Origin of the sequence: Pseudomonas sp. B21-059 (assembly GCF_026016285.1) — a bacterium.
GTDB classification, from domain to species: Bacteria; Pseudomonadota; Gammaproteobacteria; order Pseudomonadales; family Pseudomonadaceae; genus Aquipseudomonas; species Aquipseudomonas danubii.
This window is the reverse complement of record NZ_CP087201.1, coordinates 515,395-535,767: the sequence shown is the minus strand read 5'-3', so window position 1 is coordinate 535,767 and position 20,373 is coordinate 515,395. Positions and strand designations below refer to the sequence as shown.

Below are 20,373 nucleotides of genomic sequence, written 5' to 3'. Positions count from 1 at the left end.
AGTCCCTGCGGGACTTATCGCAGCCTTCGGCAGCGGCGACAGGGGCTGTGCCTGTTTGGCATCTTTATCACCCAGATCAATCTTGCTATTCAGCCTTTATTCACGCGCCTAGACTCAGCCCATTCCCTAGCCAACAGGTATGCCGCCATGTCCGAGACGCTGCTCAGTTCCCGCAATCTGGCTTTCGAACTGTATGAGGTGCTCGACGCCGAGGGCCTGACCCAGCGCGAGCGGTTTGCCGAGCACAATCGCGAAACCTTCGATGCCGCCCTGGGCACCGCGCGCAACATCGCCGAGAAGTACTTCGCCCCGCACAACCGCAAGGGCGATGAACACGAGCCGCGCTACGAAGACGGCCAGGCGGTGCTGATCCCTGAAGTGAAACCGGCGGTGGACGCCTTCCTCGAAGCCGGCTTTCTCAATGCCGCGCGCAGTTTCGACGCGGGCGGCATGCAGTTGCCGACCCTGTTGTCCCAGGCCTGCTTCGCCCACTTCCAGGCCGCCAACGCGGCCACGACTTCCTACCCGTTCCTGACCATGGGCGCGGCCAACCTGATCGAGAGCTTCGGCACCGACGAACAGAAACAGCGCTTCCTGCAGCCCATGATCGATGGCCGCTTCTTCGGCACCATGGCCCTGACCGAGCCCCATGCCGGCTCGTCGCTGTCGGATATCCGCACCCGCGCCGAACCGGCTGCCGACGGCAGCTACCGGCTCAAGGGCAACAAGATCTTCATCTCCGGCGGCGACCACCCACTGTCGGAAAACATCGTGCACATGGTCCTGGCCAAGCTGCCGGACGCGCCGCCCGGGGTGAAGGGCATTTCCCTGTTTATCGTGCCCAAGTTCCTGGTCAACGATGACGGCAGCCTGGGGCCGCGCAACGATGTGCTGCTGGCCGGGCTGTTCCACAAGATGGGCTGGCGCGGCACCACTTCCACCGCGCTGAACTTCGGCGATAACGGTAATTGCGTGGGCTATCTGGTGGGCAAGCCCCATCACGGCCTGAGCTACATGTTCCAGATGATGAACGAAGCACGGATCGGCGTCGGCATGGGCGCGGTGATGCTGGGTTATGCCGGCTATCTGTATTCATTGGAATACGCTCGCGAGCGTCCGCAAGGTCGCCTGCCGGACAGCAAGGACCCGACCACTGCACCGGTTGCGATCATCCAGCACGCCGATGTGCGCCGCATGCTGCTGACCCAGAAGGCCTACGTTGAAGGCGCCTTCGACCTGGGGCTGTATGCGGCGCGGCTGTTCGATGACACCACCACCCTGGCCAGCGAGGCCGAGCGCCAGCAGGCCCATGAACTGCTGGACCTGCTGACGCCCATCGTAAAATCCTGGCCTTCGGAGTTCTGCCTCAAGGCCAACGAGCTGGCGATCCAGATCCTCGGTGGCCACGGCTACACCCGGGAATACCCGGTGGAGCAGTACTACCGCGACAATCGCCTGAATCCGATCCATGAAGGCACCCACGGCATCCAGTCCCTGGACCTGCTGGGGCGCAAGCTGGCGCAGAACGGCGGCGCCGGGCTCAAGCGCCTGATCCGCCTGATCGCCGAAACGGGCGAGCGGGCCCGCGCCCATGCGTCGCTGGACGCCCTGCGCCTGCCTCTGGAGCAACTGGTGACGCGCCTGCAGAGCGTGACCCTGGGTCTGCTGGGCGACCTGGCCAGCGGCAAGGTCACGGCGACCCTGGCCAACTCGGCGCTGTATCTGAAGGCCTTCGGCCACGCGGTGATCGGCTGGCGCTGGCTGGAACAGGCCATCAGGGCCGAGGAAGGACTGGCGCGAGGCCATGCCGGGGACCGGGATTTCTATCACGGCAAACTGCAGGCCGCGCGCTACTTCCTGACCTGGGAAGTGCCGGGCTGCCAGCATGAACTGACCCTGCTGGAAGCACGGGACGCCACCTGCCTGGAGATGCAGGACGCCTGGTTCTGAGACCGAGGCGGCCTGTCACACCGCGGCGCTGTTCGCTGGCAAGCCAGCCCCTACCAGAAGGCTCACTCCACACCTGTAGGAGCCGGCTTGCCGGCGAAAGCGTCAGGCCTGGCACTGCGCGGCCCGAGGTTCGCTGGCAAGCCAGCTCCTACGCTGGTCAGTGCAGCTTGAAACCGCCCACCTGGCGCGCCAGGTCTTCGGCCAGGCGCTGCAGGGTCTGGCAATCCTCACGACAGGTGTGCACTTCAGCCGCGGTGGCCCGGGCCAGTTCGGAAATGCCCTGAACATTGCGGTTGATCTCTTCGGTCACCGCCGACTGTTCTTCCGTGGCAGTGGCGACCTGCTGATTCATGTCGCTGATACGCTCCACCTGCCCGGTGATCGCCGTCAGTGAGGCCCCGGTCTGCTGGCTGGACTGAACCCCGGTGCCGGTGGCCGATTGCCCCGCATGCATCGAGGACACGGCGTTCTCCGCCCCCTGCTTGAGGCCCTGGATCATCTGCTGGATCTCATCGGTGGAGGTCTGGGTACGCTGGGCCAGGGTCCGGACTTCATCGGCCACCACCGCAAAGCCACGGCCCATTTCCCCGGCCCGAGCCGCCTCGATGGCAGCGTTGAGGGCCAGCAGGTTGGTCTGTTCGGAAACCCCGCGGATCACCGCCAGCACCTGATCGATGGAGGCCACCTGTTCCGCCAGTTCGCCCACGGCACCGGCGGCCAGAGCGATTTCACCGGACATGCTCTCGATATGCCGAATCGAACCGCCCACCACGTCCTGGGCCTGCTGGGCTTCATCCCGGGCCGCCTGGGAAGCATCCGCCGCCTGCCCGGCATTGCGCGCAATGTCCTGCACGGTAAGCCCCATCTCATGTACCGCAGTGGCCACCATGTCGGTCATTTCCTGCTGCCGGCCGGAGCGCTCGGCGGTGTTATCCACCACCGCCGCCACCTGGCTCACCGAGGAACGCAGGCGTTCGGTGGTGGCCAACACCTCACCGATCATGCCGCGCTGGCTGTCGAGAAAACGGTTGAAACCCCGGGCCAGATCCCCCAGCTCGTCGGCACGGCTGGCATCCAGGCGCAGGGTCAGGTCGCCACCGCCGCTGCCGATGGCCACCAGCCCTTCGGTCACCTGTCGCACCGGGCGTACCAGGCCACGGGCCAGCAGTACAACCAGCAATAGGCAGACGCCGGCGATGCCCAGGCCGATCAGACTAGTGAGCCAGATCGCCCGGTGCGCCTCGGCGTAAATCTGCGCCTGCGGCACCTCGGCCACCAGGCTCCAGCCAAAGCCGCGCAGTGGCAGGCTCAGGGCCAGGTAGTCTTCGCCGTCACGCTCGAAATGACTGCTGGTCAGTCCCTCGTGCCCCATCAGCGCCTCGGCGGCGGTCGCGCCGATCTGCTCGGACAACTGTCGCTTGCCGCTGAATTCAGCGTCCGGATGCACCTGGATCAAACCATCGTTGCGCACCAGAAACACCCGGCCACGCTCGCCAAAGCTGTAGTCGTGAATCAGCTGCGACAGCTCGGTCATGCGCAAGCCCAGGCCGGTGACCCCCACCAGCTCACCGTCTTTCTCGACCCGGTAGTTGATGAACAGCGCCAGCTCGCCACTGGCAACATCGACATCGATGTTCAGCACCCGCGGCTTGCCGCTGTCGATAAAGCGATAGAACCAGACATCCTTCGGATTATCCCGACTCAGGGTCCGGTCCAGGCCTTTCTGGTTGTAATAGTGATGGCTGAGCGGGCTGGCCATCATGGTGGTGAAGGCCTGGTTCTCGGCGCGGATGTCTTCCAGGTAGCTGATGAAGCTCTGCGCCCGGGCCGGGTCTTCGCCTGCCGCCAGCCAGTCGCGCAGCATGCCGTTGCCGGCCAGGTCACGGGCGGCGGTCAGAGGCTGGGTCAGAATGCGTTCGATATCGTTGCGCATGGCTTCGATGCTCGAAGGCAGCGCCCTGTCCACCAGGTAGCTCTGGGTCAGGTGATTGATCAGCACCGTGTAGATCGCTACGACCACCAGCAGACTGACCAGCAGGGCCGAACCCATGCTGAGGATCAGTTGCCATTGAATACTGCGTCGCCAGAATTGCATGGAACACCTCTTTCTTATGGTTATAAGAGGCTGAGATACCGCGCCAGCCGCGGGAAGTTGTATACAAACAATGCTTCTGCTTGTCCAACTCATTACCCGCCAGCTGTGTGCACTTCCATCAATTCTGTTGAATGGTCTTGGCGATCACCTCAACGGTGGCGCTCACCTGCTCCTGATAACGCTCAAGCGCCTGGGCGTGCTGCTTTTTCATTTCGATCTGCTGCGAACACAGGTTCATCGCTGCCAGCACCAGCAGGCGCTCGCCAATCAGCGTCGGGTATTTTTTCTTGGTGTCGGCCAGGGCCGCCTTGAGCATCAGCGCGGCGTCCATGAGGGTCTGTTCCTCACCGGCCGGCGCCTTGATCGAGTAATCCTCGCCCAGGATCGAGACCACCTTCACCCCATCGATGTGATGTCTCATGGGTTGGCCGGGCTCGCACTGACGCGCTCAACCAGAGCCTGGATGCGGGCGGCGGTAGCGCCCTGTTTTTCTTCCTGCTCCATGAGGCTCAACTGCAGGCTTTCGTTTTCATCCTTGGCCTGGGCCAGTTGTTCCTTGAGGGTTTCGTTCGTGCCGAGCAGCTCCTGGTTCTGTACCACCAGGTCACTGACCAACTGTTCCAATTGGCTGAGGGATGCTTCCAACATTTTGATCTTCCGGGCTGTTTGCAAAGGGCGCGTACGATAAAGAAAAGTCACCTTGGATACCAGGGATATCCAGGCGCAAGGCCTTGATTTTACTGGCGATGACCCTCACGCGAGAGCTGTTAGAGACTGTCATTCGCGCCTCGGGTTCCTGACGTTCGGTCGGATGCTTCGGACTTTTACGAATTATCCCAACAGGTGGTCAGACTTTTCTGAAAGCGCTCCTGGCGATTCAAGAAGCGTTTTTTCAACGCGATAGCACAGGTACTTCCCTGACCCAAACGCGCAAGCCGCGCACATCCGAGGTAGGTTCAATGTCCCTGCGCACCCTGAATATCGCTCCGAGAGCATTCCTCGGCTTTGCCGTGATCGGTTGTTTGATGCTGTTTCTCGGGATCTTCGCTCTGAGTCAAATGAGCAAGATCCGCGCAGCGACCGAACGCATCACCCAGGACACCATTCCCAGCATCAAGAGCGTCGACGACTTCACCCAACTGAGCCTGCGCCTGCGGGTCCAGGCCTACCGGCTACTGCTCAACCGCGACCCTGAGGAACAGCAAAAGACCCTGGACTCCATCAGCCAGCGCAACCAGAAAATCGATGAAACCCGGGCCCGCTACCAGGAGCTCATCAGCAGCCCGGAAGAGCACGCCGCTTACGATCAGTACATGGAACTGCTGACCCACCACCGCCAACTGGAAGGCCAGTTGATCGAGCTGTCGCACAACAACCAGCTCGAAAGCATGCAGCAGCTGCTGAACACCGAGCTGATGACCAGCGCCGAAAAGATCAACGCCCTTCTCAATCAACTGGTGGACATCAACACCCAGTACTCCAGCGCCGCCGATCAAGACGCGGCCGAGCAATACGCCACCGCCTTCAACCTGGTGGTGACGCTGCTGGTCATGGCCACCGCCCTGACCCTGGTGTTTGCCTGGCGGCTGATTCGCAGCATTACCCTGCCGATCGACAACGCCCTGCATGCGGCCGAAGCGATCGCCGAAGGCAACCTGACCCAGCCGATCACCGTGGATGGCCGCGACGAAGCCGGCCGCCTGCTGCAGGCCATGTTGACCATGCAGGAAAAACTGCGGGACACCCTGCAGCGCATTTCCGGTTCCGCCGGCCAACTGGCCTCGGCCGCCGAGGAGCTCAACAGCGTCACCGACGAAAGTGCTCGTGGCCTGACTCGACAGGACAATGAAATCGAGCAGGCGGCTACCGCGGTCAATGAAATGACCAGCGCCGTGGAAGAAGTCGCGCGCAATGCAGTGAGCACTTCCGAAGCTTCGCAAAACGCCACCCAATCCGCCGGGGACGGACGGGACAAGGTGCAAGAAACCGTCTCGGCCATCGAACGCATGACCGGTGACGTGCAAGACACTGCCAGCCTGATCGGCGAGCTGGCCAACGAGTCCCGGGACATCGGCAAGGTACTGGACGTGATTCGCGGCCTGGCCGACCAGACCAACCTGCTGGCCCTCAACGCCGCCATCGAAGCCGCCCGTGCCGGCGAGGCCGGCCGCGGCTTTGCCGTGGTTGCCGACGAAGTCCGCGCCCTGGCGCACCGCACCCAACAGTCCACCAGTGAAATCGAACGCATGATCGGCAGCATCCAGAGCGGCACCGAGCAGGCGGTGGAGTCGATGCGCAACAGCACCGAACGCGCCGACTCGACCCTGAACATCGCCCGCAGCGCCGGCCAGTCCCTGGACACCATCAACAGCGCCATCAACGAAATCAACGAGCGCAACCTGGTCATTGCCAGCGCCGCCGAAGAACAGGCCCAGGTGGCTCGGGAAGTGGATCGCAATCTGGTGAACATCCGCGACCTGTCGGTGCAGTCCACCACCGGTGCCAACCAGACCCGCTCCGCCAGCAGTGAACTGTCGATCCTGGCCGCTGACCTGAACAATCTGGTGACCCGCTTCCAGCTGTAAACCCCCTTCTCCCGGCTCCAGGGCTCTATTACGGGCCTGGGGCCGATGCAGTCGGCCGTTGACACTCCCGGCCCGGTGCGTAGCCAAAAGGCTAAATCCACGGCGCGACTCAAGACTTTAGTCGTACGACCGATAAGTCACGGTAGATCAGTCTCAAGCCCCCGCACGGATGCGCCCTTTTTGGTACTCACCATGTCCCTACGCAATATGAATATCGCTCCGCGGGCCTTCCTCGGCTTTGCCATGATCGGCGGCTTGATGCTGATCCTGGGGGTGTTCGCCCTGAACCAGATGAGCAAGATCCGCGGCGCCGCCGAGGACATCACCCTGAGCAGCGTGCCGAGCATCAAGAGCCTCGACGAGTTCACCCAGCTGACCCTGCGTCTGCGGGTGCTGTCCTATCGCTTGCTGGTCAACCGTGAACCCGATGTCCAGCAAAAGACCATCGAACTGCTGGACATGCGCAACCAGCAGATCCGCGCCGCCCAGGTCACCTACGAGAAGTTCATCAGCAGCCCCGAGGAAAAGACTGCCTACGAGCAGTACGTCCAGTTGCTGACACAGTACCGGCAGATCGAAGAGCGGATGAGGTCCCTGTCCCGCGGCAATCAGGTGGAAGAGCTGCGCAACCTGCTCAACACCGACCTGCTGAACAACTCGGAAGCCATGAACACCGTGCTCAACCGCCTGATGGAGATCAACACCCAGCAGACCCTCGACACCAACCAGCAGGCCGCCGAACAGTACTCCTCGGCCTTCAACCTGGTGGTGGCCCTGCTGGTGCTGGCCACCGGCCTGACCCTGCTGTTCGCCTGGCTGCTGACCCGCAGCATCACCGTACCGATCGCCAACGCCCTGAGCGCCGCCGAAGAAATCGCCGAAGGCAACCTGACCCGGCCGATCCAGGTCGACGGCAATGACGAAGCCGGACGCCTGCTGCGCGCCATGGCCAAGATGCAGGAAAAACTGCGGGACACCCTGCAGCGCATTTCCGGCTCCGCCACCCAACTGGCGTCGGCAGCCGAAGAGCTCAATTGCGTCACCGAGGAAAGTGCCCGTGGCCTGACCCAGCAGAACAACGAAATCGAGCAAGCCGCCACCGCAGTCAATGAAATGACCAGCGCCGTGGAAGAAGTGGCACGCAACGCCGTGAGCACCTCGGAAGCCTCGAAGAACGCCACCGCCTCCGCCGGCGACGGTCGCGATCTGGTGCAGGAAACCGTGTCCGCCATCGAACGCATGAGTTCCGACGTGCAAGGCACCGCCAGCCTGATCGGCGACCTGGCCAACGAGTCGCGGGACATCGGCAAGGTACTGGACGTGATTCGCGGCCTGGCCGACCAGACCAACCTGCTGGCCCTCAACGCCGCCATCGAAGCCGCCCGTGCTGGCGAGGCCGGTCGTGGCTTTGCCGTGGTCGCCGACGAAGTGCGGGCCCTGGCGCACCGTACCCAGCAGTCCACCAGCGAAATCGAACGCATGATCGGCAGCATCCAGAGCGGCACCGAGCACGCGGTGGACTCCATGCGCAACAGCACCGAGCGCGCCGAGTCGACCCTGAACATCGCCCGCGGCGCCGGCCTGTCGCTGGACACCATCAACAGCGCGATCATCGAGATCAACGAACGCAACCTGGTGATCGCCAGCGCCGCCGAAGAACAGGCCCAGGTGGCCCGGGAAGTGGACCGCAACCTGGTGAACATCCGCGACTTGTCGGTGCAGTCGGCCACCGGCGCCAACCAGACCAGTGCAGCCAGCAACGAGCTGTCGCGACTGGCCGTGGACCTCAACAGCATGGTCGCGCGCTTCAGCCTCTGAAGCCGCTCGCCAGCCCCGCAACACGCCGGTAAATCGGCGCCGGAATTCACGCCAAAAAAATCCGCCACTGTCATCAAAAGCTTTTTGACAGTGGCGCATTTCAACAGGTTAGAATCGCTGGCACGCAGACTGCATGGTCAGTTTGCGCCCGCCTTTTTCGCTCTGGAGTACTGCCTTTGAATGCGACGACCATCAACAGCCTGTTCTTGATCGGCGCGTTGCTGGTAGGTGCGAGCATTCTGGTGAGCTCACTTTCATCCCGTCTCGGCATCCCGATCCTGGTGATCATCCTCGCCGTGGGCATGAGCGCCGGAGTCGACGGCGGCGGCATCATCTTCAACAACTACCCGACCGCCTACCTGGTGGGCAACCTGGCCCTGGCCGTGATCCTGCTGGACGGCGGCCTGCGCACCCGGGTCGCGAGTTTCCGCGTGGCCCTGTGGCCGGCGCTGTCCCTGGCCACGGTGGGGGTGTTGATCACCACTGGGCTGACCGGCATGGCTGCCGCCTGGCTGTTCGACCTGAACCTGATCCAGGGGCTGCTGATCGGCGCCATCGTCGGCTCCACCGACGCCGCGGCGGTGTTCTCCCTGCTGGGGGGCAAGGGCCTCAACGAGCGGGTCACCGCCACCCTGGAGATTGAGTCCGGCAGTAACGACCCGATGGCGGTGTTTCTCACCGTGACCCTGATCGACATGCTCGCCAAGGGCCACACCGGCTTGCACTGGAGCCTGCTGGGGGACCTGATCCGCGAATTCGGTATCGGCGCGTTAATCGGCCTGGGGGGCGGCTGGCTGATGCTGCAACTGGTCAATCGCATTCATCTGGCCAACGGCCTGTACCCGATCCTGGTGGTGGCCGGCGGTCTGGTGGTGTTCGCCCTGACCAACGCCCTGCACGGTAGCGGTTTCCTCGCCGTGTACCTGTGCGGCCTGGTGATCGGCAACCGCCCGGTGCGCAGCCGCCACGGCATCCTGCACATGCTCGACGGCATGGCCTGGCTGGCACAGATCGGCATGTTTCTGGTGCTCGGGCTGCTGGTCACCCCCCACGACCTGCTGCCTATCGCCCTGCCGGCCCTGGGCCTGGCGCTGTGGATGATCCTGTTCGCCCGGCCGCTGTCGGTGCTGGTGGGCCTGGCGCCGTTCAAGGCCTTCCACGGCCGGGAAAAGGCCTTTATCTCCTGGGTCGGCCTGCGCGGCGCGGTGCCGATCATTCTCGCGGTGTTCCCGTTGATGGCCGGGCTGCCCAACGCCCAGCTGTACTTCAACCTGGCGTTCTTTATCGTGCTGATCTCGCTGCTGGTCCAGGGCACCAGCCTGCCGTGGGTGGCCAAGTGGCTCAAGGTCACGGTGCCGCCGGAGCCGGCACCGATTTCCCGGGCGGCTCTGGAGGTTCACGTCACCAGCGAGTGGGAACTGTTCGTCTACCGCCTGGGGGCGGAAAAATGGTGCATCGGCGCCGCCCTGCGGGAGCTGAAAATGCCCGAAGGCACACGGATCGCGGCCCTGTTTCGCGGCCAGCAACTGCTCCATCCGTCGGGTAGTACCGTGCTTGAGGCCGATGACCTGCTGTGCGTGATCGGCCATGAACACAACCTTCCAGCCCTGGGCAAACTCTTCAGCCAGGCTCCGGAGCGCGGGCTGGACCTGCGCTTCTTCGGCGACTTCGTTCTTGAAGGCGACGCCCAGCTGGGCGCGGTGTCGGCGCTCTATGGGCTCAAGCTCGACGGCCAGGACGCGGACATGCCCCTGGGCGCGTTCATCGCCCAGAAGGTCGGCGGTGCACCGGTGGTCGGCGACCAGGTGGAGTGGAACAACACCATCTGGACCGTGGCGGTGATGGACGGGAACAAGATCGGCAAAGTGGGCGTCAGATTCCCCGAAGGAAGTCGCCCCGGCCCCGGCCTCTTCCTCTAAACTGCGGAGCGCGTCAGACCTGGTCGCGACGCGTCTCCCCCCATTCCTATTTGCTTGACCGACTTCTATGCCTAACTTGCGTAAATTTTTCGCTGTTGCCCTGCTGGGTCTGAGTCTCTCTGTCGGCGCCGCACAGGGCGGCGATCCGCCCAGTGCCGAGTCGGTCCAGCAAAGCCTGGACAAGATCGCCGAACGCAAACTGCCGGAAGCCGATCAAAAGGCCCTGCAGACCCTGCTGCAAAACACCCTGAATCACCTGAACAACAAGCAGGACTACGAGCGGCGCCTCAACGACCTGCGCCAGCAATTGAGCAACGCGCCGCGCCAGACCACGGAAAACCAGCGCGAGCTGGCACGCCTGAAGGCCAGTAAAGTCGCACCGGTGGCCCAGCGCTATGGCTCGCTGGCGGTGTCGCAACTGGAGCAACTGCTGAGCGAACGCACCACCTTGCAAGGCGAGCTGCAAAAGGCCCTGGCCGACGCCAACACCCTGACCATCACCGCCCAGACCCGTCCCGAACGGGCCCAGGCGGAAATCAGCAACAGCCAGACCCGCATCCTGCAGATCAACGCCGCACTCAAGTCCGGCAAGGACGGCGGCAAGCTGCTCGGCGCCGATCAACGCAATCTGCTGAATGCCGAACTGGCGGCGATCAACGCCCTGATTCCCCTGCGCCGCCAGGAACTGGCAGGCAACAGCCAGTTGCAGGACCTGGGCAGCAGCCAGCATGACCTGCTGATGGAAAAGACCGCGCGCCTGGAGCAGGAAATCCAGGACCTGCAAACCCTGATCAACCAGAAGCGCCTGGCCCAGTCCCAGGAAACCGTGACCCAGCAGTCCATCGAGGCGCAGAAGGCCGGCAGCAGCAGCCTGCTGACCACCGAAAGCGCCACCAACCTCAAGCTCTCCGACTACCTGCTCAAGAGCACCGACCGCCTCAACGAACTGACCCAGCAGAACCTGCAGACCCGACAGCAACTGGACAGCGTGACCCAAAGCGACGCGGCCCTGGACGAGCAGATCAACGTGCTCAAGGGCAGCCTGCTGCTGTCGAAGATTCTCTACAAGCAGAAACAGGCCTTGCCACGCCTGAAGCTGGATCGCGACCTAGCGGACGAAATCGCCGATATCCGCCTTTATCAATTCGAGGTCAACCAGCAGCGCGAATTGCTGGGTAGCCCCAGCACCTACGTCGACAACCTGCTCAAGAGCCAGCCGCCGGAGCAGGTCACGCCGCAACTGCGCCGGACCCTGATCGAGCTGGCCATGACCCGCGTCGATCTGCTGGAGCGCCTGAACCGCGAGCTCAGCGCCCTGCTCAATGAATCCATCACCCTGCAACTGAACCAGAAACAACTGTTGAGCACGTCCCAGAGCCTGCGGGCGACCCTCGACGAGCAGATGTTCTGGATTCCCAGCAACAAGCCTCTGGACGCCGAGTGGCTACAGGACGTCCCTCAGCGCCTGGAGAAACAGATCACCACCCTGCCCTGGGCCTCCAGCCTCAGTGAGCTGACCGACGGTCTGGCGCAGCGGCCGCTGCTGTTCCTGCCCCTGGCGCTGCTGATCGGCGCCCTGCTGTGGCGGCGCAAGAACCTCTATGCGCGCCTGAACAAGGTGCACAAGGATATCGGCCACTTCAAACGCGACAGCCAGTGGCACACGCCCCTGGCGATCCTGGTGAACATTCTTCTGGCGATGCCGGTCACCCTGGCCCTGGCGCTGTGCGGCTATGCCCTGCAGATCGATGCCCGGGGGCAGAACGCCAACCTCGGTGCGGCGCTGCTGCAGATCGCCCAGGCCTGGCTGGTGTTCTACACCGCCTATCGGATACTCGCCCCCGGCGGCGTGGCCGAACTGCATTTCCGCTGGGAAAAACCCCAGGTGGAATTCCTCCAGGGCTGGGTCCGGCGCCTGGGGCTGGTGGTCCTGGCGCTGGTGGCCGTGGTGGCGGTGGCCGAGCACCAGCCCGCGGCCCTGGCCGATGACGTGCTCGGCATCGCCGTGGTGCTGACCTGCTACGGGCTGATGGCCTGGCTGCTGAGCCGCCTGTTGCTGAGCAGCCCGGCCCACGAGAATGCCTCGCTGTTCCGCAAGGCGTTGGGCCTGCTATTCACCCTGCTGCCAATCGCCTTGTTCATCGCCGTGTGCTTCGGCTACTACTACACCGCGCTGAAGCTCAGCGACCGCCTGATCAACACCCTGTACCTGCTGATGTTCTGGCTGGTGATCGAGGCTACCTTCGTCCGCGGACTCGGCGTTGCAGCACGGCGCCTGGCCTACCAGCGGGCCCTGAGCAAACGCCAGGCGGCCAAGGAAGCCGGGGAAAGCGGCGACGCGGTGGTCGAAGAGCCGACCATGGACATCGAGAAGGTCAACGAACAGTCCCTGCGCCTGATCCGCCTGGCCCTGCTGGGCGGCTTCATCGCCGCGCTGTACTGGGTCTGGTCGGACCTGATCACGGTATTCTCCTACCTGGACAACATCACCCTCTACGAATACACCAGCGGCACCGGCGCCAACATGAGCATGGTGCCCATCAGCATCGGCGACGTGATCGGTGCGCTGATCATTGTCGGCATCACCTTAGCCCTGGCGCGCAACCTGCCAGGCCTCTTGGAAGTGCTGGTGCTGTCCAAGCTGAATCTGGCCCAGGGCAGCGCCTACGCCACCACCACCCTGCTGTCCTACGCCATTGCCGGAATAGGTTTCGTCTCGACCCTGGCCACCCTCGGCGTCAGTTGGGACAAGCTGCAGTGGCTGGTGGCGGCCTTGTCGGTGGGTTTGGGTTTCGGCATGCAGGCGATCTTCGCCAACTTCATCTCCGGCATCATCATCCTGTTCGAGCGGCCGGTGCGCATCGGCGACACCATCACCATCGGCAACCTGTCGGGCACGGTGAGCAAGATCCGCATCCGCGCCACCACCATCACCGACTTCGACCGCAAGGACATCATCGTCCCCAACCAGACCTTCATCACCGGGCAACTGATCAACTGGTCGCTGACCGACACCGTGACCCGGGTGACCCTCAAGCTCGGCGTCGACTACGGCTCGGACCTGGACCTGGTCAAGGAGCTGCTGCTCAAGGCCGCCCGGGACAACCCGCGGGTGCTCAAGGAACCGGAGCCTCAGGTGTACTTCCTCAACTTCGGCGAAAGCACCCTGGACCACGAACTGCGCATGCACGTGCGCGAGCTGGGGGACCGCAACCCGGTGGTGGACGAGGTCAACCGCTTCATCAACCGCGAGTTCAAGAAGCAGCACATCAACATCTCGTTCCGGCAGATGGAGGTCTACCTGAAAAACCTCCACGGCCAGGAATACAAGATGGTGCCCATCGAGCCGGAGGCCAAGACCATCGTCCCGATGCCCGGGGGCAAGCCGCTGCAGGAACCGCCGCCGAGCAAACTCGACTAAGGCCCCTATCCCTAGCAGAATGCTCGGACATTCTGCTGGGAGATGGCCGTTGAAAGCCCTCGACGAACTGACCTTCGACAACCGCTTCGCCCGCCTGGGCGACGCCTTCTCGACCCACGTACTGCCCGAACCCCTCGACAACCCCAGGCTGGTGGCCGCCAGCCCGGCGGCCATGGCGCTGCTGGACCTGGACCCGGCCGTGGCCGAAAGCCCGGTGTTCGCCGAACTGTTCGGCGGGCACAAGCTGTGGGCCGAGGCCGAACCCCGGGCAATGGTCTATTCCGGGCATCAGTTCGGTTCCTACAACCCGCAACTGGGGGACGGTCGCGGGCTGTTGCTGGGCGAGGTCTACAACCAGGCGGGAGAACACTGGAACCTGCACCTGAAGGGCGCCGGGCAGACGCCGTATTCGCGCATGGGCGATGGTCGTGCCGTATTGCGCTCGTCGATCCGTGAATTCCTCGCCTCCGAGGCCCTGCATGCCCTGGGCATCCCCAGCAGCCGCGCCCTGTGCGTGATCGGCTCGGACACCCCGGTATGGCGCGAGAAACAGGAACGCGGGGCGATGGTCCTGCGCCTGGCGCAGAGCCATATCCGCTTCGGGCATTTCGAATATTTCTACTACACGAAGAAACCCGAGCTGCATAAACAACTGGGGGAGCATGTGCTGGCCCTGCATTTTCCCGAGTGCCTGGAGCAGCCTGAACCCTATCTGGCGATGTTCCGCGAGATCGTCGAACGCAACGCCGAACTGATCGCCAAATGGCAGGCCTACGGTTTCTGCCACGGGGTGATGAACACCGACAACATGTCGATCCTGGGCATCACCTTCGACTTCGGCCCGTTCGCCTTTCTCGATGATTTCGACGCCCACTTCATCTGCAACCACTCCGATGACCAGGGCCGCTACTCCTTCAGCAACCAGGTGCCCGTCGGCCAGTGGAACCTCAGCGCCCTGGCCCAGGCCCTGACGCCATTCATCAGCGTCGAGGCGCTGCGTGAAGCCCTGGGCCTGTTCCTGCCGTTGTACCAGGCCCATTACCTGGACCTGATGCGTCGGCGCCTGGGCTTCACCCAGGCCGAGGACGACGACCAGAAGCTGGTGGAACGCCTGCTGCAACTGATGCAGAACAGCGGCGTCGACTACAGCCTGTTCTTCCGCCGCCTGGGGGAGCAAGCGCCGAACCAGGCACTGGCCCGGCTGCGGGACGATTTCGTCGACCGCAACGGCTTCGATGCCTGGGCCGAGCAATATCGGCAACGGGTCGCCCGCGATCCGCTCCAGGGCCAGGACCTGCGCCGGGAGCGCATGCACGCGGTCAACCCGCTGTACATCCTGCGCAACTATCTGGCGCAGAAGGCCATCGACGCCGCCGAGTCAGGCGATTACTCAGAAGTGCGTCGCCTGCATCAGGTGCTGAGCCGGCCTTTTGAGGAGCAAGAGGGCATGCAAGGCTATGCCGAACGTCCGCCAGAGTGGGGCAAGCACCTGGAAATCAGCTGCTCGTCCTGACTCAGGCGAAGGTCTCCATCGACACCTTGAAGCGCTCGGCCAGCCAGCGGATCTGCCGCAGGTTGAGCTGGCGCTTGCCGCTGAGCACTTCCGACACCACCGACTGCGCGCCCACCCCGGGCAGGTCGCTTTGAGTCAGGCCATGTTCACGCATCAACGAACGTAGAACCTCCACTGCGCTGACCGCCGGCATCGGATGGTGCTCTTCGTCGTAGGCCTCGATCCAGTCACCAATGATGTCCACCAGCGAAGCCAGTGGGTGCGATTCGTCTTCGCCCATGATGTCCAACAGCTCATCGAGTGCCAGGGCCAGCGCGTCGTAATCGGCCTCGCTCTTGGGCTTGCGCAATATGGGCGCAACGAACTGCCAGTGCTCCGCCGCTTGCTTAACCTGAAGACTCATTGTGATTCCTCCTTCCACAGCCCCTTGTCGTATTCGCCGTGATCCAGCACATGCCTGATATAGAGGCGCTGCCCCCCATAGCGCACGATTGCGATCAGCCTCAGTTTGTTGCCGCCAATGTCGAAAACATGAAAGCGCCCGACCTTGTCTAGCGCCGGGAACAAGGCCTTCATGTCGGCGAAATCAGCCGGTCTGGCGCCTTTGGCCTTGCGGTACCAGGTATCCAGCGCCCGCGCGACTTGCGGCCATTGCTCCTTGGCCTGCCGGATACGTTTTGCGGTGATGATGTGCATGCAATGTCCCTATCGCATAATGCTATTAACGTTAGATGCGAGCATTAGATATCTCAAGATGCTATATCCGCGGCCAGACCAGCGGTGCTCACGTGCTTCAAGCCTAGACAGCCAACGAACGGGCTTGCAGAGCAGTGTGTGAGCGATTGCGACGGACTCATGAGCTTCGACCAACGCCTCAGCCGTCGTGCACAAAAGCGCCAAACACAAGATTGCGCATGGACCCGTCGACAGCGGATACGGATAATGCGCAACCCTGATTTCCAGTACCTGCAAGGATGCGCATGAACCTGTTCCTCACCCTGGTCGCCGGAGTCTTCACCGTCATTGGCCTGGTGTCGGCGATCATCTACCTGAGCCGCCGCGCCAAGTACCGCATGAACCTGCAGGACCTGCGCCTGCACGGCAAACCGCACCGCACCATCACCCAGGTCGAACTGGACGAACTGGCCAAACAGACCGCCAGCCTGCAGCGAATCCAGGGCCGCGGCGGCATGTCTTACCAGCCGGTCAGCGACAACGTCTACCTGATTGGCGGCGGCGCCGGGAGCGACAGCATCGAGCTGCAGTCCCAGACGCTGAAGCACATGTCGATCGGCGGCATCCCCGTGGAATTCCCCTACCCGATGGAAAACTTCCTGACCACCAAGAACCAGGCCGAAGTGGTGATCGCCAAGAAGTTCGCCGTGGTCATCGCCCTCAACGGGCATCGCCTGGCCCAGTGACACACTGAAAGCCTGGCTGCCAATTTCACCGCTCGCCCATGCCACTAGCCCCGTCGATGCCCTGCAAGAGTCCACCATGAAAACTCGCTACCTGCTGCTGTTACCCCTGCTGCTCTGGCTGACCGGGTGCAAGGAAGACTTCGCCACCCTGCACTTCCAGGACTCGGTGCGCTCCGATCCCAAGGCCGGCCCGCAATTCTCCGACCAGTTGGTGCACGAGGCGTACAAGCAGAGTATTTACACGGCGCTCAGCGCCCAGGGCCTGGACCCGGATGCCATCGCCCTGGAGCGCGACAAGGAGGATGACAAAGTGATCCACCTGCGCCTGGTGGACTACTCCCTGAGCCCGGAACAACGGGGCCGCCTCAAGGCCGTCTTCGAGCAGGTTACCGACGCGCGCAAGGCCAGTTCGATGAACCTGCACCTGGAACTGGACAACGCTCGGGCCAGCGTCAATCCGTCCGGCCCCAGCGGCCTGCCAGACAGCATCGACGCCACCCTCAAGTTCGACCCGGCGTTCGAGATGCTGCTGGACCGCAGCTACGACGACAGCCTGCGTGCCATCGTCAACCGCAGCGAAATCGAAGGCCCGGTCAGTTGCAAGATCACCGCGCACCTGACAATGCCCACGCGCTTGAAACTGATCGGCTACGAAGCCCTTGAACAGGACAACAGCGAGCGCGGCCTGATCTCCTTGCTGACCCGCAGCGGCAGCATTGCCAAGGTACCGCTCAAGGTGCATTTCGATGACCCGGACCTGAACCGGCACATGCAGCAGAAAACCATCCAGGCCTGGCCTTCCAGCTCGAAAAGCACTCAGCCAGCGCCGGTGCCCCTTGACGAATTCGCCATCGTCATCGGCTCCATCGGTGTCCAGACCCTGACCTCAGCCCTGCCCTTCGACACCCGAAAGGACGAGCTGCAAGCGCTGTGCGAGCAAAAGATGCAGACCCTGGGTCGGCCATTCACCTTTCAAATGGGCCGGACCCTGGATCGCTTGACCCGCGTCGATTACCGCTAAGCGCCATGGCGCAACAAGGACATCCATTGAACCGACGCCTCTACACGGCAGCCCTGCTGCTGATGCTGCTGACCGGCTGCAAGCAGACCTACCTCACCCTGCACTTCCAGGACACCGTGGGTAACCCCAAGCAGGCCCAGATCGTGCCGTACTTCGCCGAGACCATCACTCAGATGGCCGCCGGGATCGGCATCGAGCCTGACCACATCGGCCTGGAGATGGACCGCAAGGACGACAAGACCCTGCATATCAGCCTGGACAGCAGCGTGCCCGAAACCCAGCGCCAACGCCTGCGGGAGCTGTTCAGCGAGATTGTCGAGGCGCGCGCAGCCGGCACCTTCGAAGCCGTTCTGGAGATCGCCCCGGAAACCGGGAAATACACCAACCCCGAGTACCGCAAAAGAGCCATGGCCTTGCCGCGGCGCTTCTCGCTGGCGCTGGAGCCGGTGAAATACGCCGATGTGCTGTTTCATTACTCGATGGAGGAATTGATCAGCGGCAAGCTGTCGGCCACCGGCACGCCCAACGAGGCGTTTTGCCAATACCAGGCCACTCTCCAGGCACCGGGCATGCCGTTCAGCCAGATGGGCAGCAAGGCCGGGAGCGGAACAGGGGATTACAACGTGTATCTGGAGTGGAAAGACAACAAGCGCGAACCGGCGCAGTTCTTGTTCGGCAACATCAGGTTCGCCAACCCCACGCTCAACCAGATGCTGTTCGACAACCGCATCCAACTGTCTGCGATCAAGACCTCCTGGGGCACGCGCGAGGATCGCCGCGCCGACCGCGTCGGCTTCAGTGTCGGTTCCCTGGGCTTGCAGTACCACGAGGATGGAGAGATTTCTCCGTTGCAACACATAGGCTTCATGGGCAAGTGCGAGGGCATGGCCATGGACCTGGGCCGGCCCTTTACCTTTTACATCGGCCGCTCCATGGACCGTCTGGTCAGCGTCGAACTGGCCCCGCCCAACACGTGAAGCCATGGCGGCGCCGACTTGATATTCACCCCGGGCGCCGCCATTTAAGGCGCTCTACCCTGTTTGCGGAGCCCAACCATGTCCGAGCCACTGCTGATCCCCTGCCCTCACTGCAACGGCCTCAACCGCATTCCCGCCGAGCGCCTGGGCGATCAGCCCAAGTGCGGGCGCTGCAAGGCCGAGGTGTTGCTGAGCAAACCCTTTGACTTGCAACAGGGCGACTACGCCAGCCAGATCAAGGGCGACCTGCCGTTACTGGTGGATGTGTGGGCAGACTGGTGCGGACCGTGCAAATCCTTTGCGCCGATCTTCCAGCAGGCCGCCGCGCAGCTCAGTGGCAAGTGCCGGCTGGCCAAGCTGGACAGTGAAGCCAACCCGCAGCTCTCGGGGCAATTGGGTATTCGCTCGATTCCCAGCCTGATCCTGTTCAAGAACGGCCGGGAAGTGGCCCGCCAGAGCGGCGCCCTGCCCTTGCCGCAACTCTTGGGCTGGTTGCGCAGCCAGGGCATCTGAACACGCCCTGACAGGAGACTTGCACTCCTGCCACCGCGGCGCTGAGTTCAGGCGTTTTCCAGCAGGTTGTGCAGGTCAACGAATTGCTGTGTCAGCTTGTGTCGCGGATCGAGATAGATCAGCGGCAGGCTGGCCTGGTGGGATTCACGCATGCGCACCGAGCTGGCCAGGTACACCGGCAGCACCGGCAGCCCCTCGCTGATCAGTTCGTCGAGCATCTGTTGCGGCAGGCTCGCCCGAGCCTGGAACTGATTGACCACGATCCCCTCGACTTGCAGGTCCTCGTTGTGGTCTTCCTTCAACTCTTCGATCTCCGCCAGCAGGCCGTACAGCGCCTGACGGGAGAAGCTGTCGCAGTCGAAAGGAATCAATACCCGATCAGCGGCGATCAACGCCGAAACCGCATAGAAATTCAGGGCCGGCGGGGTGTCGAGATAGATCCGGTCATAGTCCTCGGCCAATTCGTCCAGCAATTTACGCAGCTTGTTGATCTTGTGCTTGGCCTCAAGCTTGGGCTGCAGATCCGCCAACTCGGCGGTGGCGGTCACCACATGCAGGTTGTCGAACGGCGTCTCGTAGATATCCACCTGGTTCTTTTTCGAGAAGGGCCCGGAAGACAGGGTCTGCTTGAAGAAATCGGCAATGCCCATGGGAATGTCATCGCCGGTCAGGCCGGTGAGGTACTGGGTCGAGTTGGCCTGGGCATCCAGATCCACCAGCAAGGTGCGATACCCCTCGCTGGCGCTGACCGCCGCCAGATTGCAGGCAATACTGGACTTGCCCACGCCACCTTTCTGATTGAACACCACTCGCCGCATGTCTAAACCTCCGTGTATCAAAGATCACCGAGTGTAGTAGTCCTCCGCGCCCGTTAGCTACCTCGGCAACACAAGAGTTTCCCAACCTCCGCCACCCCTGGAACAGGCGATGCAAAGCCTCGGCGGCGAGGGATCGGGGCGCAAAGGAAACTCGATAGTGGCAAATAGACACCCATGATCGCGGCAGATTCGACGCTTTTGCGACCAACAGCCCAAGCAGCATTTGCTACAAGCCAGTCGCACCGGGATAATGCGCGCCACTGACGCCTTCGCGTCATCCAGGTCAATCGCCAATCGAAGCGATACACCGCGTCAAGGAAGC

General features: G+C 62.9%; 16 protein-coding genes and 2 pseudogenes. 11 read left to right on the top strand and 7 right to left on the bottom strand.

Annotated features, from left to right (window positions below; translation table 11 throughout):
- The first annotated feature begins 147 nt into the window (after positions 1-147).
- On the top strand, positions 148-1,950 hold the full coding sequence (locus LOY69_RS02435; protein ID WP_102882052.1) for an acyl-CoA dehydrogenase: 1,803 nt from the start codon (positions 148-150) through the stop codon (positions 1,948-1,950).
- Between the two features lie 157 nt (positions 1,951-2,107).
- Here the strand turns inward: LOY69_RS02435 and LOY69_RS30470 are convergent, their stop codons facing one another.
- The 4 genes and pseudogenes from LOY69_RS30470 to LOY69_RS02420 all read right to left on the bottom strand — a co-directional run bounded on the left by LOY69_RS30470 (position 2,108) and on the right by LOY69_RS02420 (position 4,693).
- Positions 2,108-2,839, bottom strand: coding sequence for a methyl-accepting chemotaxis protein (locus tag LOY69_RS30470; protein WP_371826196.1), 732 nt, complete (start codon positions 2,837-2,839; stop codon positions 2,108-2,110).
- Between the two features lie 135 nt (positions 2,840-2,974).
- Positions 2,975-4,000: pseudogene (locus LOY69_RS30465) on the bottom strand (cache domain-containing protein); the annotation flags it as partial.
- 163 nt (positions 4,001-4,163) lie between these two features.
- Positions 4,164-4,466, bottom strand: coding sequence for a cell division protein ZapA (locus tag LOY69_RS02425; protein WP_102862843.1), 303 nt, complete (start codon positions 4,464-4,466; stop codon positions 4,164-4,166).
- Positions 4,463-4,693: a hypothetical protein gene (locus LOY69_RS02420; protein ID WP_102862842.1), complete on the bottom strand. Its 231-nt coding sequence runs from the start codon at positions 4,691-4,693 to the stop codon at positions 4,463-4,465. Before LOY69_RS02420 ends, LOY69_RS02425 begins: the two co-directional genes overlap by 4 nt.
- Positions 4,694-5,004: 311 nt before the next feature.
- On the opposite strand from LOY69_RS02420, the gene LOY69_RS02415 reads away from it, so the two are divergent.
- From LOY69_RS02415 to selO, 6 genes and pseudogenes are all read left to right on the top strand, one after another.
- The gene (locus tag LOY69_RS02415; RefSeq protein WP_102882054.1) at positions 5,005-6,630 is read left to right on the top strand and encodes a methyl-accepting chemotaxis protein; all 1,626 of its coding nucleotides are present in this window, start codon (positions 5,005-5,007) and stop codon (positions 6,628-6,630) included.
- A 45-nt stretch (positions 6,631-6,675) separates the two neighbouring features.
- A pseudogene (locus tag LOY69_RS30460) lies at positions 6,676-7,545 on the top strand (MCP four helix bundle domain-containing protein); the annotation flags it as partial.
- A 30-nt stretch (positions 7,546-7,575) separates the two neighbouring features.
- The gene (locus LOY69_RS30455) at positions 7,576-8,448 is read left to right on the top strand and encodes a methyl-accepting chemotaxis protein (protein ID WP_372342496.1); all 873 of its coding nucleotides are present in this window, start codon (positions 7,576-7,578) and stop codon (positions 8,446-8,448) included.
- Positions 8,449-8,624: 176 nt separating this feature from the next.
- Complete coding sequence (locus tag LOY69_RS02405) at positions 8,625-10,367, top strand: potassium/proton antiporter (protein ID WP_102862839.1); 1,743 nt, start codon at positions 8,625-8,627, stop codon at positions 10,365-10,367.
- A gap of 67 nt (positions 10,368-10,434) precedes the next feature.
- Positions 10,435-13,788, top strand: coding sequence for a mechanosensitive channel MscK (gene mscK, locus LOY69_RS02400; protein WP_102882056.1), 3,354 nt, complete (start codon positions 10,435-10,437; stop codon positions 13,786-13,788).
- 49 nt (positions 13,789-13,837) lie between these two features.
- Positions 13,838-15,301, top strand: coding sequence for a protein adenylyltransferase SelO (gene selO, locus LOY69_RS02395; RefSeq protein WP_265074089.1), 1,464 nt, complete (start codon positions 13,838-13,840; stop codon positions 15,299-15,301).
- 1 nt (position 15,302) lies between these two features.
- On the opposite strand, the gene LOY69_RS02390 is transcribed toward selO, so the two are convergent.
- Both LOY69_RS02390 and LOY69_RS02385 read right to left on the bottom strand, forming a co-directional pair.
- The gene (locus LOY69_RS02390) at positions 15,303-15,704 is read right to left on the bottom strand and encodes a helix-turn-helix domain-containing protein (protein WP_102882058.1); all 402 of its coding nucleotides are present in this window, start codon (positions 15,702-15,704) and stop codon (positions 15,303-15,305) included.
- Positions 15,701-15,997, bottom strand: coding sequence for a type II toxin-antitoxin system HigB family toxin (locus tag LOY69_RS02385; RefSeq protein ID WP_213664620.1), 297 nt, complete (start codon positions 15,995-15,997; stop codon positions 15,701-15,703). Before LOY69_RS02385 ends, LOY69_RS02390 begins: the two co-directional genes overlap by 4 nt.
- A 284-nt stretch (positions 15,998-16,281) precedes the next feature.
- Between LOY69_RS02385 and LOY69_RS02380 the strand changes: the two genes are divergently transcribed.
- From LOY69_RS02380 to trxC, 4 genes are all read left to right on the top strand, one after another.
- Positions 16,282-16,722 carry an IgaA/UmoB family intracellular growth attenuator gene (locus tag LOY69_RS02380; RefSeq protein WP_110651000.1) on the top strand — a complete coding sequence of 147 codons (441 nt, stop codon included), beginning with the start codon at positions 16,282-16,284 and terminating at the stop codon, positions 16,720-16,722.
- A gap of 76 nt (positions 16,723-16,798) precedes the next feature.
- Complete coding sequence (locus LOY69_RS02375; RefSeq protein ID WP_265074088.1) at positions 16,799-17,743, top strand: hypothetical protein; 945 nt, start codon at positions 16,799-16,801, stop codon at positions 17,741-17,743.
- A gap of 26 nt (positions 17,744-17,769) precedes the next feature.
- A complete protein-coding gene (locus LOY69_RS02370; protein WP_265074087.1) occupies positions 17,770-18,720 on the top strand; it encodes a hypothetical protein in 951 nt (316 codons plus the stop codon).
- 78 nt (positions 18,721-18,798) lie between these two features.
- Entirely contained in the window at positions 18,799-19,233 is a 435-nt protein-coding gene (gene trxC, locus LOY69_RS02365; RefSeq protein ID WP_102882063.1) for a thioredoxin TrxC, read from the top strand.
- Positions 19,234-19,280: 47 nt separating this feature from the next.
- Here trxC and LOY69_RS02360 read toward each other — a convergent pair whose 3' ends face one another.
- Entirely contained in the window at positions 19,281-20,051 is a 771-nt protein-coding gene (locus LOY69_RS02360; RefSeq protein WP_102882064.1) for a ParA family protein, read from the bottom strand.
- Positions 20,052-20,373 lie beyond the last annotated feature (322 nt).

Excerpts from the sequence above, each read along its gene's own strand:
- LOY69_RS02435 (WP_102882052.1), top strand. The coding sequence starts at position 148 with ATGTCCGAGACGCTGCTCAGTTCCCGCAATCTGGCTTTCGAACTGTAT.
- LOY69_RS30470 (WP_371826196.1), bottom strand. The coding sequence starts at position 2,839 with ATGGTGGCCACTGCGGTACATGAGATGGGGCTTACCGTGCAGGACATT.
- LOY69_RS02425 (WP_102862843.1), bottom strand. The coding sequence starts at position 4,466 with ATGAGACATCACATCGATGGGGTGAAGGTGGTCTCGATCCTGGGCGAG.
- LOY69_RS02420 (WP_102862842.1), bottom strand. The coding sequence starts at position 4,693 with ATGTTGGAAGCATCCCTCAGCCAATTGGAACAGTTGGTCAGTGACCTG.
- LOY69_RS02415 (WP_102882054.1), top strand. The coding sequence starts at position 5,005 with ATGTCCCTGCGCACCCTGAATATCGCTCCGAGAGCATTCCTCGGCTTT.
- LOY69_RS30455 (WP_372342496.1), top strand. The coding sequence starts at position 7,576 with ATGGCCAAGATGCAGGAAAAACTGCGGGACACCCTGCAGCGCATTTCC.
- mscK (WP_102882056.1), top strand. The coding sequence starts at position 10,435 with ATGCCTAACTTGCGTAAATTTTTCGCTGTTGCCCTGCTGGGTCTGAGT.
- LOY69_RS02390 (WP_102882058.1), bottom strand. The coding sequence starts at position 15,704 with ATGAGTCTTCAGGTTAAGCAAGCGGCGGAGCACTGGCAGTTCGTTGCG.
- LOY69_RS02385 (WP_213664620.1), bottom strand. The coding sequence starts at position 15,997 with ATGCACATCATCACCGCAAAACGTATCCGGCAGGCCAAGGAGCAATGG.
- LOY69_RS02380 (WP_110651000.1), top strand. The coding sequence starts at position 16,282 with ATGAACCTGTTCCTCACCCTGGTCGCCGGAGTCTTCACCGTCATTGGC.
- LOY69_RS02375 (WP_265074088.1), top strand. The coding sequence starts at position 16,799 with ATGAAAACTCGCTACCTGCTGCTGTTACCCCTGCTGCTCTGGCTGACC.
- trxC (WP_102882063.1), top strand. The coding sequence starts at position 18,799 with ATGTCCGAGCCACTGCTGATCCCCTGCCCTCACTGCAACGGCCTCAAC.
- LOY69_RS02360 (WP_102882064.1), bottom strand. The coding sequence starts at position 20,051 with ATGCGGCGAGTGGTGTTCAATCAGAAAGGTGGCGTGGGCAAGTCCAGT.